Here is a 15,941-nt window from a genome sequence, read left to right as displayed (position 1 = left end):
CACGTGATAGATGCTCATGAAATCAAAACCGAATGCAATCCCAGCAGCACGCTCCACACGCAAGAACAACCAAGGCCTACCTCAATTCACGCTGACAGCCATGGCTGCTGCCAGTCTCTTGTGCTTTTCCAATATTGCCGCCGCAGCTCCTGGAAAACCCTCCTTGAAACAATATGAGATTACTTCCATTCCGCACGGCTTTGTGGAAATCAATCTTCAAAATGCAAGCGGCGCCTCGCCGTACAAGGATATCGTCAAGCTCAATAAAAAGGTGAACGTGCCTTTGCCTTTCGATATCTGGAGCAACGGCAGCGCGGTGAAGGCGGCTGCCGTGATCGATGGCGAGATCGATCCAACCTCGGAAGTGCGCATGTCGGCCGGTTCAACGCAAAGCGGCCAGGTCGTCGCGAACGTGAAGACGCCTGGCAAGAAAAAAATGCAGGTGCGCGTTTTCGATGCCGACGGCAACTGGACAGACAGTGATCCGCTCATGGTGACCGTGTTCGACACCGTGCCAGAGCTGGCTGACGACCTGCCTGATAACGTCGACAAGAAAAACAAGAAGTTCACTCAATCCACCGATGCCGTGGTGGGAACATACTTCACCAGCTGGTCGGTCTACGCACGTAACTTCAGTGTCGACAAGGTGCCGCTGGATAACCTGACCCACATCCTGTACGGCTTCGTCCCGATTTGCGGCGCCGATACGAACGAAGCGCTGCGCGCGGCTGGACAGCCGTATCAGGCGTTGCAGCAGGCATGCGCCGGCTTGCCGGATTTCAGCGTGGCTATCCACGATTCCTGGGCGGAAATCGGCAAGACCCTGCCGGGACAAACCATGCAGTCGCCTCTGAAGGGCGTGCTTGGACAGATGATGGCCGCAAAGAAGAAGAATCCCAATCTGAAGATTCTTCCATCGATTGGCGGCTGGACCCTGTCGGATCCGTTCTTCCGCATGCACGATCCGGCCAAGCGCAAGGTATTCGTCGACTCGGTAGAAAATTTCCTTCGTACCTGGAAGTTCTTTGACGGTGTCGATATCGACTGGGAATTCCCCGGCGGGAAAGGCGCGACGCCGTCATTGGGCAATGCACAGACCGATGGGCAACTGTACGTCACCTTGATGAAGGAGCTCCGTCAGCGGCTTGACAAGTTGTCCAAGGAATTCGGCAAGACGTATCAACTGACCTCGGCCATCGGCGCGCCGCCGGAAAAGGTCAATGTCATCGATTACAAGCAAGCCACGCAGTACATGGATTACCTGTTCGATATGACGTACGACTACTACGGTGCGTGGGACCTTAAGGAATTGGGACACCAGACCGCCTTGTATGCGCCGAAGAATCGCCCCGATACTAAATTTACGACTCACAATTCGGTGGAAGCCTTGCTCAAGCAAGGTATCGATCCAAAGAAGATCGTGGTTGGCGCGGCCATGTACGGCCGTGGATGGACCGGCGTTTCCGGCTACAAGGATGGAAATCCGTTCACCGGAGTGGCCAAGGGCCCGCATGCAGGCCAATGGGAAAAAGGAATCCTGGATTACAAGAAGATCGCGTCCGACATGCTGGGCCCCGACTATGTCGGCATCCGTGGCTATGAATACAATTACGATCAGGCTGCCGAAGCGCCTTACCTGTTCAACAAGAGTACCGGCGATCTGATTACCTTCGATGATGCGCGTTCCGTGCAGGCCAAGGGCGCTTATGTCCGGAAGAACCAATTGGGCGGCTTGTTCTCCTGGGAGATCGACGCCGACAACGGCGACATCCTCAATGCAATGAACAAGGGCCTCGGCCATGAGGAGGGCGGTTCCTCGGGAAATCACCCCCCGGTTGCAGTCGCCGTTGCCAATATGCGTGTGGAGGGGCCGGCGGCAGTGACGCTGGATGCGTCGAAATCGCGTGATCCGGACGGAGATAAATTGACCTTCCGATGGGAGCAGATCCAGGGCGACGCCTTGAAAATTACCAATGCCTCCAGCGCGCAGGCCAGCGTCGCCGTTCCGGCCGTCGCAAGCTCCAAGCAATACACGTTCCGGGTCACGGTTTCCGATCCGGCCGGCTTGAAGGATACCGCACAGACTACCGTGACCGTATCGCCGAAGAAGGACGACCCCGACAAGCCTGATCCCAAGCCGCCGGTTGCTCGCCTGAGCGGACCCGCAGTGGCCGAGGCCGGCCAGTCTGTCGTATTGTCCGCGGCGAAGTCCAGCAGTTCAAGCGGCGCCAAATTGAGCTATTCCTGGGTTGTCCCGCAAGGCGTGAATGCTACGCAAGATGGTCCGACACTGAGCTTCAAGGCGCCGGAACTGGACAAGGACCAAGCCTTCACTTTCAGCGTCAACGTCAAGGAAGGCAAGCTTGTTTCGACTGCCAAGCACACTGTGCAGGTGAAAAAGAAGAGCAGTTCGGAAGACGATGGCGGCGGCGGGAAGTATCCCGCATATAAGCCGGGCGTCCAATATGGCGCAGGCAGCATTGTTTCCAATGCGGGTAAGACATACCAGTGCAAACCGTTTCCTTATTCCGGTTGGTGTTCGGCCGCTCCTTCTGCCTATGAACCGGGGAAGGGCTTTGCTTGGACAGACGCATGGACGGTTTATGGCGGTGAGAGCTCCGGCGGCAAGGAGGACGACACCGGCGGCAAGACGGACGACGGGAAACATTCGCCCTATAAGGAAGGAACGAAGTACGCCCCCGGCCAGGTCGTTGCAAATAACGGGAAGCTTTATCGCTGCAAACCATTCCCCTACGCAAACTGGTGCTCCATGGCCGCCTGGGCTTATGAACCAGGAAAGGGAAGCGCCTGGAATCAGGCCTGGGAGGAATACAAGCAATAAGCTGATTGATTAATGCTCTGCCCGGCCGTGCCATTTCTTCAATACATATTGGAAACGGCACGGTCGGGCTTTTTGATTTGATAAGGAAATATGATGAACCGTCGTCAATTTGGCCTGCTCGGTCTCTCGAAGCTTGCAGTGTTGAGCATCATCGGCTGTTCCCAGGATAATGCCCAAACTACGGTCTTGCCGCCGGAGACCGCTGCGATGACTTCCGCGCAGCAATATCAATTAGCCGCGAAGGCGCATGGCTTTTCAGTAGGTTCTTTGGTTTCGGTCAATAGCGCCTACGTCTTTTTCGATCCCTTGTGCGTCCATTGCTCCGAGCTTTGGAATAACATGAAATCCTTTTCCGGAAAGGCGCATGTCACCTGGGTTCCAACCGGTCTTCTCGCTGGCGCATCAATGCACATCGGCGCCGGGATCCTCGCCGCCGCGAATCCGGTAGTCGCCATGAACGAACATGAAGCGCAACTTGCCCAGAGCCGTGGAAGAATCGAGATAAAGGCGGGCGCGCATCCCGATGAGGAGTCGCAGGTGAGCGAAAACACCCGAATTTTCAAGCAAATGAACGCGCAAGGCGTGCCGTTGATTCTCTACAGGAATGCTGCCGCGGACAGGTATGAAACGTTCACCGGCGGGAGGAGCATCGAACAGTTGGCGGAGATGTTCGACCGATGATATTGGGGTTGATGCTCAATGGCTGTCATCAGCGGCTTAGAGTGAAAACGGGAAGGTGGGGTTAGGTCTTACTTGGATTTCATAAATCCTGAGGGAGGGGGAAATGCTGATTCGGGATATCAAGTTGCAATTATGGGCGCTCATTGTCGTCAATTTGGTTGTCAGCGTGATAATCGGCGGCCTTGGATATATGAAGTTAAAAGAGAATGAGGAGGCGGTGACACAGATTTTGACGTCAAATTTTGATCCAGTGATCCAGATAGCCGACTTTCGGCATAAAGACGCTGTTTTCAATGAATATGTCCTTGTCACTCTTCTCGAGCAGAATTTCCGGGCGAAGGCTCTTCTCAGGCGCCTTCGGCACGACATGGAGCGGAGCTGGCGCATGTACTATGCGTCCGGTGTAAGCAGTTCCGCCGAGACTGTTATCGCAAATAAGATAGACAAGATATTGCCGGAATATTTGAACTCATTGGATAGATTGATGCTGCTGCTGGAATCAAATAATTTTGCAGAGGCGACAGCGGTTTTTTCCGGAGAGGTGCAGTCCAAGCGCTCTCTTATCGAGCAGAATTCAAGGTTGCTCTATGTGGAAAACTCACGGCAAAGTGCCTTGCGTTCCCTGGGGCTCAGCCATAGCGTCGATATCTCCCTTGCGGTGTTCTCCGGATTTTGTATCGTCGGCGTCGGCTTCTCGCTGATTGTCGCGATGCTGGTCTTTCATACCATCTGGAAGTACCTCCGCCAGATACGCCAGCTTGCCAATGACGTCGCCAGAGAGCGCTTGGGGGATCAGCAAGTGGGCGACGAGATAGCTCAGGTCGACCGCCTGCTGATGCTGGCCCGCCAGATCAGATGACGGCAACCTGGCGTGCGGGAGAATCTCCCGACGCAATATGTCTTGGAAAACTGTCCCGAGGCACACCGCCAGACCCGCTTATGGCTTGCCGGTCATCCTCTCCTCGCAGCAGCGCATGCGTTCGCCCATGACCACGGCGTCGCCTCGCCTCGCCGTTTCCACTCCCCCTTCCTGGGCCCGGGTAATGCCCATGCCACGTTCGGCCGCCATTTAATTGCGTATTTAAAGATCGTTGAGAAAATTCGTGTGGGGACAATGCTTCCCGCAAAATGATGAATATGGACAGGATATCTATGGCGCTGGATATCAATTGCAGCGAATGATCGTGACTTCCCATGCCGCTTGTTTAAATTGCATCAATGCTTGTTTGAGAAGGGAGTTTGCCGATTTCCCCATCTGATTTTTGGGGCCTTGGCCTATTTCTTGGGCAATCGACGGTCGTCATAATAGTGGTTTAGGGCGGTATTTCTATTGGGGGAACCGACCGTTTCTTCTATTCCTTCGGCGCTTTTTCAGACTTTATTTCGTCTCTTGTCGGGGCAGAAAACGAGGTTTCGTATTCCGTGTGTTGTCATTCCTCACACTATCCTGTCGTCAGTTTCGGGCTATTCATCATGACGTTTGAAGAAAGGTGAGAACTATTATGGCAACGGTTGATTCTTTCAGGAAGAAATGCATTCGAGTCGGTGTGGCGGACGATTATCCGGTGGTCTTGCGTGGGGTGGAATCCATGCTGGAAACATGCGACGACATTGATCTGGTTTTCTCGGCGGAGACCGTTGAGCAATTGTTCACGAAACTGGGGAAGGACGAGGTCGACGTGCTCCTGTGCGACTACATTTTCGAGAATACGCCGCATGTCGACGGATTGAATCTGTTGAAGAAGATACGTCGGGAAGCGCCGGAAGTGCGGGTGATTTTCTTTAGTTCGTACATCCAGCCGCATAGCATATTCTCATCCCTGGAATACGGGGCAGCTGGTTTCGTCGGCAAGGAAGCGGCGAGTTTCGCCTGCTTGCACCAGGCGATTTCCACGGTGCATTCCGGGCAGACTTTTGTGGCGCCGTCGCTTTCCACGGTTCTTTTTTCATACCTTTGCGGCAACAAGAAAGACGCGGATTTCGGCGCTACTTCATTGTCCCCCCGTGAACTGGTGGTGGTTCGCATGATCAGCGAAGGAATGCCTATCAGGGCAATCGCCGAAAAACTATGCCGGAGCCGTAAAACGATCAGTAACCAGAAGCTTGCGGCGATGAAGAAGCTCGGCGTGAAAAATGACGTCGAGCTCAGCCGGGCGTACCACAGCCTTTACCGCTGAAAGAAGGGGCGATGCCAGCAGCAAGTGTGATGATGCCATCGGTGTCTTACCGGCGCATGCTTTATGGGGCATCGTCTTTGCTTTCGGTGATGATCGTCATCGCCCTCATCTTGCTCGGCTATGGCGAGTTTCTGGAGTTCAGGGATCGCCAGATAAGCGACTTCGTCAGCCAAAAGGAGGATATCAAGACGGAGGTCGATCGCCTTTCCGCCAGGGTGACCCAGTTCTCAGAGATGTTCACCCGCCTGCAGAAAGCCTATGGGACTTTCCATTTTCCGATCGACCTTGGGCGGATCAAACCGGGTGTCGTGACATCCATCGATTCGGGGGAACTGTCCCCCATGCCGCTTTCGTTCGTGGTCGACGGCGGCGTACTCCAAAACAGCCTGCCGCTGGAAAGGCTGTTCCTGATGCTGGGACAAGCCTCGGCATTGCCGATGTTTCACTACAAGGAAGGCTTGATCCTTGAGGGATTCCTGTATACATCGGACCACAGATTCCTTGTGACCTATCCTTCAATGGATAAAGCGGAGGAAGATCTGGTCGCCGCGATGGGCGTCAGGCGCTATATCGATATCCGCAGCAAGACCGCCGACAAGGCCATGGACGATATGGCCATTGTCCGATCAGACGGCCGCGGCAACAGGTTCGCCTGGTTCTCGTTGCCGGGACATGAGGAAGGCCCCGGCGATGCGATTGCCAGGTTTGCCGTGCGGATCTATCTGGCGCCGGATTACTTTGCCACGATCGTCTTCAGGGTGCGCCAGGCGCAGTTCCAGAAGTTCTTTCTCCGGAACGGAAACGGAGGGCGGCTGTTCGTCACCAACAATGCGCCGTTTCCCGCCTTTCTCATGAGGCCGGCCGACCGTGCCGACGGCAGTCTTGACGGCGAGATTCGCGCGGTCATCAAACAATACAACGAGCAACCCGGGAAGAATTATTTCTACCAGGGGGGAAAGCTCTTTCTCATCGACTATGTCAACGGGCCGGACTGGAATATCGTCTATGCTTTTTCGTGGCAAGAAATCGTTCAATACATTTCCTCGGATGTCGCCGTCGGCGCTATTGGCTGCCTTTTCATGCTGATCTTTATCTGGGGAGCTACCTGGTATTTCGATAAGTTCGTATTCCAGCCAAGCCACAAGAACGTCATGGAACTGGCGGAATCGCGCCAATTCAGCCAAAGCATCATTGAGACGCTCCCTGTCGGTATCGTCGTCTACGATCCTCACGCCGGCCATGATGTCTTGAGAAATGCCATGGCGGCAAGAATGATGGCGTCCTCAAACTTGTCGGCAAGCGATCTCCATGCCCACTTCGCAGGATGCCCCAGCGCAGCCGAACAAGAGGCCGTGGGCCAGGACACGGAATCGGTCATGGTCGCCGAGATTGTTCTGGCAGGAGGTGGCGCAACCTACCTGGGCCTGGTTTGCTCGCGGACCCGATTTTCAGGCCGCGACGTACTATTGTTCGGAATGGTCGATATGAACGTGCAGAAGGAGCATGAGGCGCTTCTGCTGGAAGCCAAGAGCGCGGCTGACCGGGCCAACCAGGCCAAGTCCATGTTCCTGGCCGAGCTGAGCCATGAGATTCGCACGCCGTTGCATGGCGCGATAGGGCATCTCGAGCTGTTGAGCCAGGAAGCGCTGGAAGTATCCCAGCGCCGGCGTGTCGACTTGATTCAGACCGCCTGCGCGAGATTGATGGAGCTGGTCAATGACGTGCTCGACGTCACCAAGATCGAATCCAACGAACTGCGCATTGCCAAGACTTCGCTCTATGTGAACGATCTTCTGGAGTCGGTTGCGCAGTTGTTTGCTCCGCTGGCGGCCGGAAAGAAATTAGGATTCCACTGTCTGTTTTCCCCGGCGCTGGAAATTCCCCTCAACGGCGATGGACATCGCCTGATGCAGATATTGCAGAACCTGGTTGGCAATGCCATCAAATTTACGGAGACCGGCATGGTCACCTTGTCAGCGCAATTGCAGCGCCGGGAACACGGAGTTGCATGGGTGCGTTTGGAGGTGAAAGATACCGGCATCGGCATTTCGCCCGAAGCGCAGCAGCGTCTCTTCGAGCCGCTGGAGCAGGCTGACGACTCCATCAGCCGACGGTTCGGCGGTACCGGCTTGGGATTATTCCTGTGTCACCAGCTTGCCCAGCTCATGGGCGGGAAGATTTATTTTTCCAGCATGCCCGGCCAGGGCAGCACTTTCGGTCTCGATATCCCAATGGAAATCATCGCCGGCAATGACCAGGGAATGCAGGCCAGGCCCCTTGCCGGGCGCGTCGTCGATATCCGGTGCGACTTGCAGCAGTACGCAGGGATGTTGCGAGATTTCTTCGAAATGTGGGGCGCGACAGTGTGGAACGGCGAGGTGGAACCGCAGCCGGACGTGTGCCTGCTCTTATCGGACGTCGGACGCAAGGAGCGGGTAAATGACTTTGGGCGCCTCGGCGTCAGGACAGTCATTTTATCGGCGCAAGCGGTTGGCAAGACGGAGGAAGTGGACGGGGTGATCCATGTCAGCCTGTACGCGCGCAATGCATGGCGCGATGCGCTGCTGGCCGGGGACGAAGCGGTCGGCAAGAAAGTGAAAGAGAAACCGGTATTGAGCGGAGAAATCGCCCGTTCGATGGACATCCTGGTCGCCGAGGACGACCTGGTGAATTTCCTGCTGATCAAACATCAACTGGAGACGCTGGGATGCACTACAGTCCGCATGGCCAAGGATGGCCAGGAAGCGTTGACGCGCTGGATGGCGCAGCCTGCGAATATCCTCATCACGGATTTGGGCATGCCGGGATTGGACGGTATCGAGCTGGCCAGGAAAGTGATGCGGCTCCAGCCCGATGCCATCGTAGTGGCCGCCACGGCCGCCCACGCGTTGTCCCCTGCCGAGTCGGATCTCTTTTTCGACATATTGAAGAAACCCGTCCTGCTGAAGGATCTGCAACGCGTGATCGAAAAGGCGGCGCTGGAGCGGCGGCATGCGCAGGTGATGATGCCGGCGCAGGAACCGCAAGCCGCCGTTGTGCCGGAAAAAGTGACCAGGATGCTGGCCGCGGCATTTGTGGAAACGTGGCCCGCGCAAGAGACTCAATTGACCAATGCGTTGGAGAGCGCCTCGGCCGACGATGCATGGCGAGTGCTGCATCGTATCCAGGGAGGATTGATGGTCCTGGGCGAGAGGGAGCTGGCGCGCCAGAGCCTCGACTTGCAGAATGCCTTCCGAGTTTCCCTGGCATCCACGTTTTCTGCCGAGAAGAAGCGTTGCCTTCAATGGTTGAAGCGCATCAATGAACTGGTCGAACGGCTGGAGTCAGGGGCGGCACGTTGATGGCAGGCCTTCCCTTGGCGCCGATTGACAGGTGCGCGCACACAGCCGAACCCTCTCCCGCAACTCGCGGGGAGGGAAATCTCCCTTCCGATTTTCACCCGTTGAGCCCCACGATGGACTGTTGCCCACGACACTTTCACCGCTGCCTGTGCGTGGGCGAAGACAGCGGGTTGCGCGGCATGGCATCTGCGGGCGAGATTTTCGTTTAAAGAAACTGAAAAAATGAAGCGCACTCGAACATCCATCGCTTGTTTCGTCATCATGGCCGCCGCCGGAGCCCATGCCCAGGCCGGTGTCCATCATGGGTATCTTGCCCCATCGGAGGCGCCGGACAGCCTGTTTATCCTGCCGCCCCCTCCGGCGGCGGATTCGGCGGCATTTTTGAACGATGAGGCGCATTACAGACGTGACAACGTGCGTGCTGGCCGGTCGCGAATGGCGATGGCGATCAAGGACGCGGACTATCTGCATATCGGCGCAATATTTTCCCAGGCGTTCGGCCATACTATCGACCGGAATGCACTGCCGGCGCTTTCCGCTCTGATGGAAAAAATGCTCGCCGACAGCCACGACGCCGCGGTTTCTTCCGCCAAGAAGCATTACCGGCGTATCAGGCCGTTTGTTTTCTATAATGCCCATTCCTGCACGCCGCAGCGCGACGCGAAGCTCGCCCGGGGCGGTTCCTATCCGTCAGGCCACGCGACATACGGGTGGGCGATAGCGCTGGTATTGGCGGAAATCAACCCGGCGCGGCAGGATGCATTGCTAAAGAGAGGATATGACTACGGCGAGAGCCGTGTGGTATGCGGCGCGCACTGGCAAAGCGACGTGGAGGCCGGCCGTGTGATGGGGAGCGCCATCGTGGCAGCCTTGCATGGCAACCAAGAGTTCATGGCCGCGTTGGCCGCGGCCAAGCAGGAGTTCGCGGCGATCAGGGCGCGGTAATGGAATGTCATAATGGCACGTTGATGAGGGATTCGGCCTGCTGGATCGCTAGTGCGGCCGCAAAGCGAGGAAAAATGATTATCGGTATATTGGAAGACATCGAGTTGCAGGCGACGGCGGTTGCGCAGTGGGTCACCAAGGCCGGCCATCATGCAGAGGTGTGCCATGACGGGGACAGCTTCATCGACCTGGTGCGCAGGCAGCGCATCGACTTGCTCATGCTCGATTGGGACGTGCCAGGTAAATCGGGGATCGAAGTGCTGAAATGGGTTCGCGCTTCGTTTGCGGACGTGATGCCGGTCATCATGGTGACGCAACATGACAGCGAGGTTGACATTGTCCATGGCCTCAACTCCGGCGCGGATGACTATGTGATCAAACCGCTGCGTGAGCGGGAGCTGATGGCCCGCGTGCAGGCGCAATTGCGCAAATATTATCCGCAGGAGCAGGCCTCACAAGTGATCCGGGTCGGCATGTTCGCCATCGACATCGGAGCCCGAACCGTTTCGGTCGGAGGGGAGGCGGTCGAGTTGGCCCAGCGTGAGTTCGACCTGGCCACGATGCTGTTTTCGAACGCCGGCCGTATCGTGACCAAGGATGTCCTGATGAAAAAGATATGGGGATCGGTCGACCGGAAGTACGACGCGACCTTGGCCACTTATGTCAGCAAACTGCGCAGCCAGTTGGGATTGCGGGCCAAAAATGGGATGGTGATATCTACCATCTATAATTATGGTTACCGCCTTGAGTTCGCCTGAAAGGGGAGCATGTCGATGTTGATGTTGAGGTCTGTGACGGGGGCGGCGGCGCCACATTTTTCTGTGGATTAGCTCCGCAAATGGCAGAGCGAGGGTGTCAGGGAAGATCCCTTTCTAATTCTAAAAAATGCCAACTCCCCCTTATTTTTTGTTGCAATTTTTGCAAAGAATCGCCCGTGGCGGATGGAGGCTCATTTCGGTGACGGCGCTGCTGTCCATCGTCGCCGTCCTGCCGATGACCGAGGCGGCTTTCGCGCCGCTGGACCGACTCTATCGCCAGTCCGTCGCCACCAACGCCATTCATAGCGGCCTCAGCCAGACGGCGGTGATTATTATCGACAAGAAAACGGTCGATGCACTGGGTGCCGGCAAATGTTTCATCAACTATTCGCATGCCCAGGTACTCGATCGATTGCAAGGCGCGGCAAGTGTCGTGCTCGATCTGGTCATTCCTTGTGCCGGCGAAAGCGAGAAGGTGCTGGTCGATGCGATCGCGCGCCGAGGGCGAGTGGTATTGCCGGTGCACATCCTGCCTCATACGCTGGAGCCGGAGATCGCGCAGTTCCCGGCTCAGGAATTGCAGGCCGCCGCCGCGGCTGTCGGGCAGCGGGCGATCGTTATCGGCAGCGATCACCTGGTGCAAGGCATCTTGCCTTATGTGAAACTGCCGGGAACGGGCGCTGAATTGCCGCATATTGTGCTGCAGGCGATCCGGCAAGCGGGGATGGCCTTGCCGTTCGGGGACGTGCGGGACTACATACAGAATAGCGTCTCCAGATTGGGGCAGGTCAAGCAGGGTGTGCTTTCGGTGTTTATGCCGCCGCGTATCGACGTTGACCGGTATTCCTATATCGACGTGCTGCAAGGGCGCGTGCCCGACACCGCATGGAAGGGACGCATCGTCTATATCGGCGACGGCGTCTCCGACAGTGCCGGCACCTTCAACCTTTCCCTCGATCCCGGCACCCGTGTGCGCGGCACCGAAGCCAGCGCCATGCTTACGGAGGCCCTGTTGGACGGGCACGTATTGCGCAATCCTTCTTTCTTGGTGAAATTTGCGGTTAATGCGGGGGTGTTGGTGGGGATGCTATTGATTTGCGTCCTGCTGACCGGCTGGCCGATGTATGCCATGGCCGTGATTTGGCTGGCCTTGTTTACGTTTGGCGAGCTGGCGTTCCTGTTGTACTGGAGGTATTGGTTTTCGCCTGGTGCGGTGATCGCCGGTTGTTGCTGCATCTTCGGATTGTGCGGTTGGCAGCGCGCCCATGGCTGGCGTAATTTCCTTAACGATGAATATGCGGTATTGAAGGGAAAGATAGGCACCGGCAGATTTGCCGCCATGGCGCCGGCGCCGCAGCAAGATGCAGTGACTTTCGTCGATGAACAGAAGGCGGTTGCGCAGGTGATGCAGCAGATCTGGGGGTGGCAGTCCGGCTACATCGAGATGATCGAAACCTTGCCCTACGCCGTGTTCGTCGAGGAGAGGGGGCAACTTGTCCTGTGTAACGAAAAAGGACGAATCCTGCTAGAGTCGCTCGGGATTCACGCTACGGCGCCTATCCGCTACCCCCCCGACCTTGCCAATGTCCTGCAGGAGATAGTCGAGGCGAAGGTCGGCGGCACGGTGCGCTCGTTCGAGCGCGAGCTCAATGGGCGGATGCGCATGGTGATTGTGACGCCTTTCATGAATGGAGAACGCTACGATTCCGACGCCAGCATGATCAGCGTGGTGGATATCCATGATATTCACTCCGCGGCGCAGAGCGATCGCCTGACCTTGCGGCATATGGCGCATGACTTGAGGAGCCCGCTCGCTACCGTGTTGTCTCTGCTGGAAGAGCGCCTCAAGGCAGGCGTGGCGGCCGATCCAAGCCTCTTTGAGAACATTCACAAGCTTGTCGATTACAGCCTGAGCGTGGCCCAGAATTTTACCCAGCTCTCCCAGGCGGGGCACCTGGACCGTAGCACGTATGTCCCGGTTTCCGTGAATGACTTGGTGTCCGAAGCCGTCGACCATGCATGGCATCAGGCGCTGGCGAAGAAAATAGAAATCGATGCCCCCGCCGTCTCCGACGAGCTATTCATATGCGGCAACCGGCATATGCTGCTGCGCGCGCTGGCCAACCTGCTCGATAACGCGATCAAATACTCCGGCAACGGCACCGTGATTGCCATCGGTCTTTCAACGATGGCCGGGCAGGTCAGGATATCTGTCCGGGATCAAGGCATCGGCATACCGGAAGCGGCCATCCCGCGGCTGTTCGAGCCGTTCTTCCAGGTTGATGGCGGCCACGGCGATCCGAGCCGCGGCGTCGGGTTGGGGCTGCCCTTCGTCATGGAAGTGGTCAGGCAGCATGATGGCGCGGTCGATGTCGAATCGACGCCGGATGCGGGAAGTTGCTTTACCATCAGTTTTCCGGTGATCGTTCCCGCCTGGCCCGATGCCGGGGAAAATCATGATGAAATGACATGAAGTCTTTCAATGGAAGGGCCTTGGAGTAACGCCAGCCCTGTACCAGGTCCACGCCATTTTCGATCAGGTAGTTTTCCTGCCAGCCTTCTTCGACGCCCTCGGCCACGATGTGCAGCTCCAGGCTCCTGGCCATGCCAATGATGTGTTCGATCAATGGCGTATCGCTCTTGCCGATCATGCCGACGAATGACTTGTCGATTTTCAGGATGTCCACCGGCAGGGTCTGCAAATACTGCAGGCTGGAATAGCCGGTGCCGAAATCGTCGATGGCGATGACGTAGCCTTGTTCCTTGGCCGCCGCGAGGGTTCTTCGCGCCTCGTCGATATTGATGAAGCCGCGTTCGGTGGCTTCCAGCCAGATCTGCCGCGCCTCGATTGCAGTGTTTTCCAAGGCACGGGCCAGGGTCGCCAGCATTCTTCCGGATTTCAGGTCGTCCGCGCTGATGTTGAGCGAAACGTGAAACGAGCGATCGCTTGAAAGCAGCGGTTCAAGATCGCGAACGGCGCTTTCGATGGCGTGCTCCGTAAGATCCTCAATCATTCCGTTGTCCTCCGCCATCGGAATGAAAATATCGGGCTGGACCATCTCCCCATTCGATCTTTTCCACCGTACCAACGCTTCTGCACCCAGGCAGCGTCCGGTGCGCAAATCGATAATGGGTTGGTAGTGGAGCATCACGTTTTTCGTCCTGATCGCGGCGCGCAGTTCTTCCTTCGGGGAAGGGGTCTTGTTGGAGAAACGGACGAACAGGATGGCGAGCGCACAGGCGATCAAGGCGCCAATGGGCAGGATCCATTTGGCTTCGGCCCTGACTTGCCCATTCACTATGTGCCTGGGGAAGGCGGCGATGGCGGTCCAGTCGCCGAGTGCCCTGGTGACGATCAAATAATCCTTCCGCAGGTCGCCCAAGCGAGTGGGGTTGAGGGCTATCGGCGCTCCTTGGGAACTCTTGAGAACTGAATTCTCGATCAGCAATCCATCCTTGCGCGCCAGCGCCAGATGAACGCCGCCTTTCACCGGGATATTCAGCAGTTCCCGGGCATTGATCAGTGCGTTGTAGTTTCCATACCTTATGGCCACCACCTGGTCGATCCCAAGCAATTGCGTTCGCAGGGGCGTCACCGCCGGTTCGCCATCCTGTATGGGCGACTCGGAACGTCTGGCGCGAATATGTTGGTCGACTGCGCCCCACGTCGTGCATTGCAGGACGTCGTCTCGGTCAAAATAGCCGATCTCCCTGACCGCATCAATGTCGAACATGGCCTTGCGCATGGCGATGATGTGCCGCGGCGAACATGCGTTGAAGGAGTCGGCCGAGAGTTTCGTCAATGTGCGAGTTATCTCGGCGACTGCACTCTGGGTATGGATAAGCGCCTGGCTTGTGTAGGAATCGAGATGGGTATCGAGATCCCGGGACTTGACGTGCCATGACAGCCAGGTCATGGTCAGCATTGAAACGGCACCGACGAAAATGCCAAGGAGGATGCCGAGCGCAATGTTCCTGGAATTTGCCGTCGGCATGATTGGGCTCAATCGCATGCTGTGAATTTAGATTGAAAATAAAAATAGATAACTTCTAAAAAAACGAACCCTAACCGAATTCGGGTTTCTGCAGTTATATGAAAGGCGGAAGAATTTCAAAGACACGCCAATAGAACTCCAAGAAGAATTGAACTTCGTGGAGCTGATCTCGTCCATGGATACGCATTTTCTTGCAGATGCGATGTCCGTCGTACATGTGCGCAGGCTGGAGGGAGTTGGCCGTGTATCAGTCTAATACGGCGCCCTGTCCCGTGCCTGAGATGAATCCCGGGCAGCAGCGATTAATAAAAATTTAGTGATATCGCTTGTCTAATTTTAGGTGTTTGGCCTATTCGCTGGCTTTCCGTGAATCGATAAACTGACTCCAGGCTTAGTTATATTGGTAACGCGCTCCAGGTAAATCGTGTAGTACAGCTTTGCCCACTACCCCACCCCTCCCTACGGGTAAAGTTGTTTCGCCGCTGCCGCGAGCCTTTCGTGGCAGCGGCTTTTTTGAGGGACTCAGGCGGAGAGGCGTATTCCGTTTTCACCTTTTTCGATAGAAGTTGGGGGTGCCATTCTTGGCGTGGCGGCTAAATCATGGAGTCAATTTTTATCGAGTTTGATTGTCTCGAATCTTCTTTCCAGGGCCAATATTTCTTAATTATTTCTTAACGAGCTTCCTGCGTCTTTGGCATGGCAAGCTGCAATAATCCGGTCGGCCGGGTGGGCGAGGAGCCGTCATGCATTCGCAGTCGAGTGAATGGCAATAATGCACAGGGGGGGGGGCTGCTTGCATCACGTTGTCCATCGCTATCATCGTGAAGGTCATTGCAACGACCGTGCTGAAATCGTTAAACGACTTCAGCCGCGCTTTCAGCGGCTTTCGTTGCTGGGGGATATGCCATTCCTTCTATTGCCTGTCCCATGCCTTGAAGCCAATCGGCGCCGCTTACGCGATCTGGGCCGGGGGGGGTGTTCTCATTACCCTTGCCGCCCGGTTTTCGCACAAGCAGAAGCTTGATGCGTATGTCATGTCGGGAATTGCCTTGAATGTGATCGATGTATTGATCATCAATATTTTCTCTAAAGGTATTTCCCGCTAATTGGTGCGCATAAGGGGAGCGATGGCGTGTCCGGACCTGGTTCCGCTGGCCGGGGAGTCGTCTGCGTTTTAATCCTTCGCATAAGCCATTCAAAAA

10 protein-coding genes are annotated in these 15,941 nt (G+C 56.3%); 9 read left to right on the top strand and 1 reads right to left on the bottom strand.

Annotation, left to right across the window (positions count from 1 at the left end):
* Positions 1 to 16: 16 nt before the first annotated feature.
* The 8 genes from FB597_RS13380 (at position 17) to FB597_RS13345 (ending at position 13,217) form a co-directional block, all read left to right on the top strand.
* On the top strand, positions 17 to 2,842 hold the full coding sequence (locus tag FB597_RS13380; protein ID WP_304599178.1) for a glycosyl hydrolase family 18 protein: 2,826 nt from the start codon (positions 17 to 19) through the stop codon (positions 2,840 to 2,842).
* Between the two features lie 93 nt (positions 2,843 to 2,935).
* Entirely contained in the window at positions 2,936 to 3,523 is a 588-nt protein-coding gene (locus FB597_RS13375) for a thioredoxin fold domain-containing protein (RefSeq protein ID WP_183405715.1), read from the top strand.
* A 103-nt stretch (positions 3,524 to 3,626) separates the two neighbouring features.
* Positions 3,627 to 4,382, top strand: a complete 756-nt coding sequence (locus FB597_RS13370; protein ID WP_141913558.1) for an MCP four helix bundle domain-containing protein — start codon at positions 3,627 to 3,629, stop codon at positions 4,380 to 4,382.
* Positions 4,383 to 5,025: 643 nt separating this feature from the next.
* Complete coding sequence (locus FB597_RS13365) at positions 5,026 to 5,700, top strand: response regulator transcription factor (RefSeq protein WP_141913557.1); 675 nt, start codon at positions 5,026 to 5,028, stop codon at positions 5,698 to 5,700.
* An 11-nt stretch (positions 5,701 to 5,711) separates the two neighbouring features.
* Positions 5,712 to 9,041 (top strand): hybrid sensor histidine kinase/response regulator, encoded by a 3,330-nt coding sequence (locus tag FB597_RS13360; protein WP_141913556.1) that lies wholly within the window; start codon positions 5,712 to 5,714, stop codon positions 9,039 to 9,041.
* 222 nt (positions 9,042 to 9,263) lie between these two features.
* On the top strand, positions 9,264 to 9,986 hold the full coding sequence (locus FB597_RS13355; protein WP_144769819.1) for a phosphatase PAP2 family protein: 723 nt from the start codon (positions 9,264 to 9,266) through the stop codon (positions 9,984 to 9,986).
* A 74-nt stretch (positions 9,987 to 10,060) separates the two neighbouring features.
* A complete protein-coding gene (locus tag FB597_RS13350; protein WP_141913555.1) occupies positions 10,061 to 10,744 on the top strand; it encodes a response regulator transcription factor in 684 nt (227 codons plus the stop codon).
* A 199-nt stretch (positions 10,745 to 10,943) separates the two neighbouring features.
* Entirely contained in the window at positions 10,944 to 13,217 is a 2,274-nt protein-coding gene (locus FB597_RS13345; protein ID WP_255517168.1) for a CHASE2 and HATPase_c domain-containing protein, read from the top strand.
* Here the strand turns inward: FB597_RS13345 and FB597_RS13340 are convergent.
* The gene (locus FB597_RS13340; RefSeq protein WP_186442785.1) at positions 13,153 to 14,739 is read right to left on the bottom strand and encodes an EAL domain-containing protein; all 1,587 of its coding nucleotides are present in this window, start codon (positions 14,737 to 14,739) and stop codon (positions 13,153 to 13,155) included. The genes FB597_RS13345 and FB597_RS13340 overlap by 65 nt on opposite strands.
* Before the next feature lie 797 nt (positions 14,740 to 15,536).
* Here FB597_RS13340 and FB597_RS13335 point away from each other — a divergent pair.
* The gene (locus tag FB597_RS13335) at positions 15,537 to 15,845 is read left to right on the top strand and encodes a multidrug efflux SMR transporter (protein ID WP_144769816.1); all 309 of its coding nucleotides are present in this window, start codon (positions 15,537 to 15,539) and stop codon (positions 15,843 to 15,845) included.
* Positions 15,846 to 15,941: the final 96 nt, after the last annotated feature.

The sequence above is a fragment of the Herbaspirillum sp. SJZ099 genome (genome assembly GCF_007828355.1).
Classification (GTDB): Bacteria; Pseudomonadota; Gammaproteobacteria; order Burkholderiales; family Burkholderiaceae_D; genus Herbaspirillum.
This window is presented reverse-complemented; position numbering and strand designations above follow the sequence as displayed.

Coding starts and splice junctions, on each gene's coding strand:
- FB597_RS13380 (WP_304599178.1), top strand. CDS start 17: ATGAAATCAAAACCGAATGCAATCCCAGCAGCACGCTCCACACGCAAG.
- FB597_RS13375 (WP_183405715.1), top strand. CDS start 2,936: ATGAACCGTCGTCAATTTGGCCTGCTCGGTCTCTCGAAGCTTGCAGTG.
- FB597_RS13370 (WP_141913558.1), top strand. CDS start 3,627: ATGCTGATTCGGGATATCAAGTTGCAATTATGGGCGCTCATTGTCGTC.
- FB597_RS13365 (WP_141913557.1), top strand. CDS start 5,026: ATGGCAACGGTTGATTCTTTCAGGAAGAAATGCATTCGAGTCGGTGTG.
- FB597_RS13360 (WP_141913556.1), top strand. CDS start 5,712: ATGCCAGCAGCAAGTGTGATGATGCCATCGGTGTCTTACCGGCGCATG.
- FB597_RS13355 (WP_144769819.1), top strand. CDS start 9,264: ATGAAGCGCACTCGAACATCCATCGCTTGTTTCGTCATCATGGCCGCC.
- FB597_RS13350 (WP_141913555.1), top strand. CDS start 10,061: ATGATTATCGGTATATTGGAAGACATCGAGTTGCAGGCGACGGCGGTT.
- FB597_RS13340 (WP_186442785.1), bottom strand. CDS start 14,739: ATGCCGACGGCAAATTCCAGGAACATTGCGCTCGGCATCCTCCTTGGC.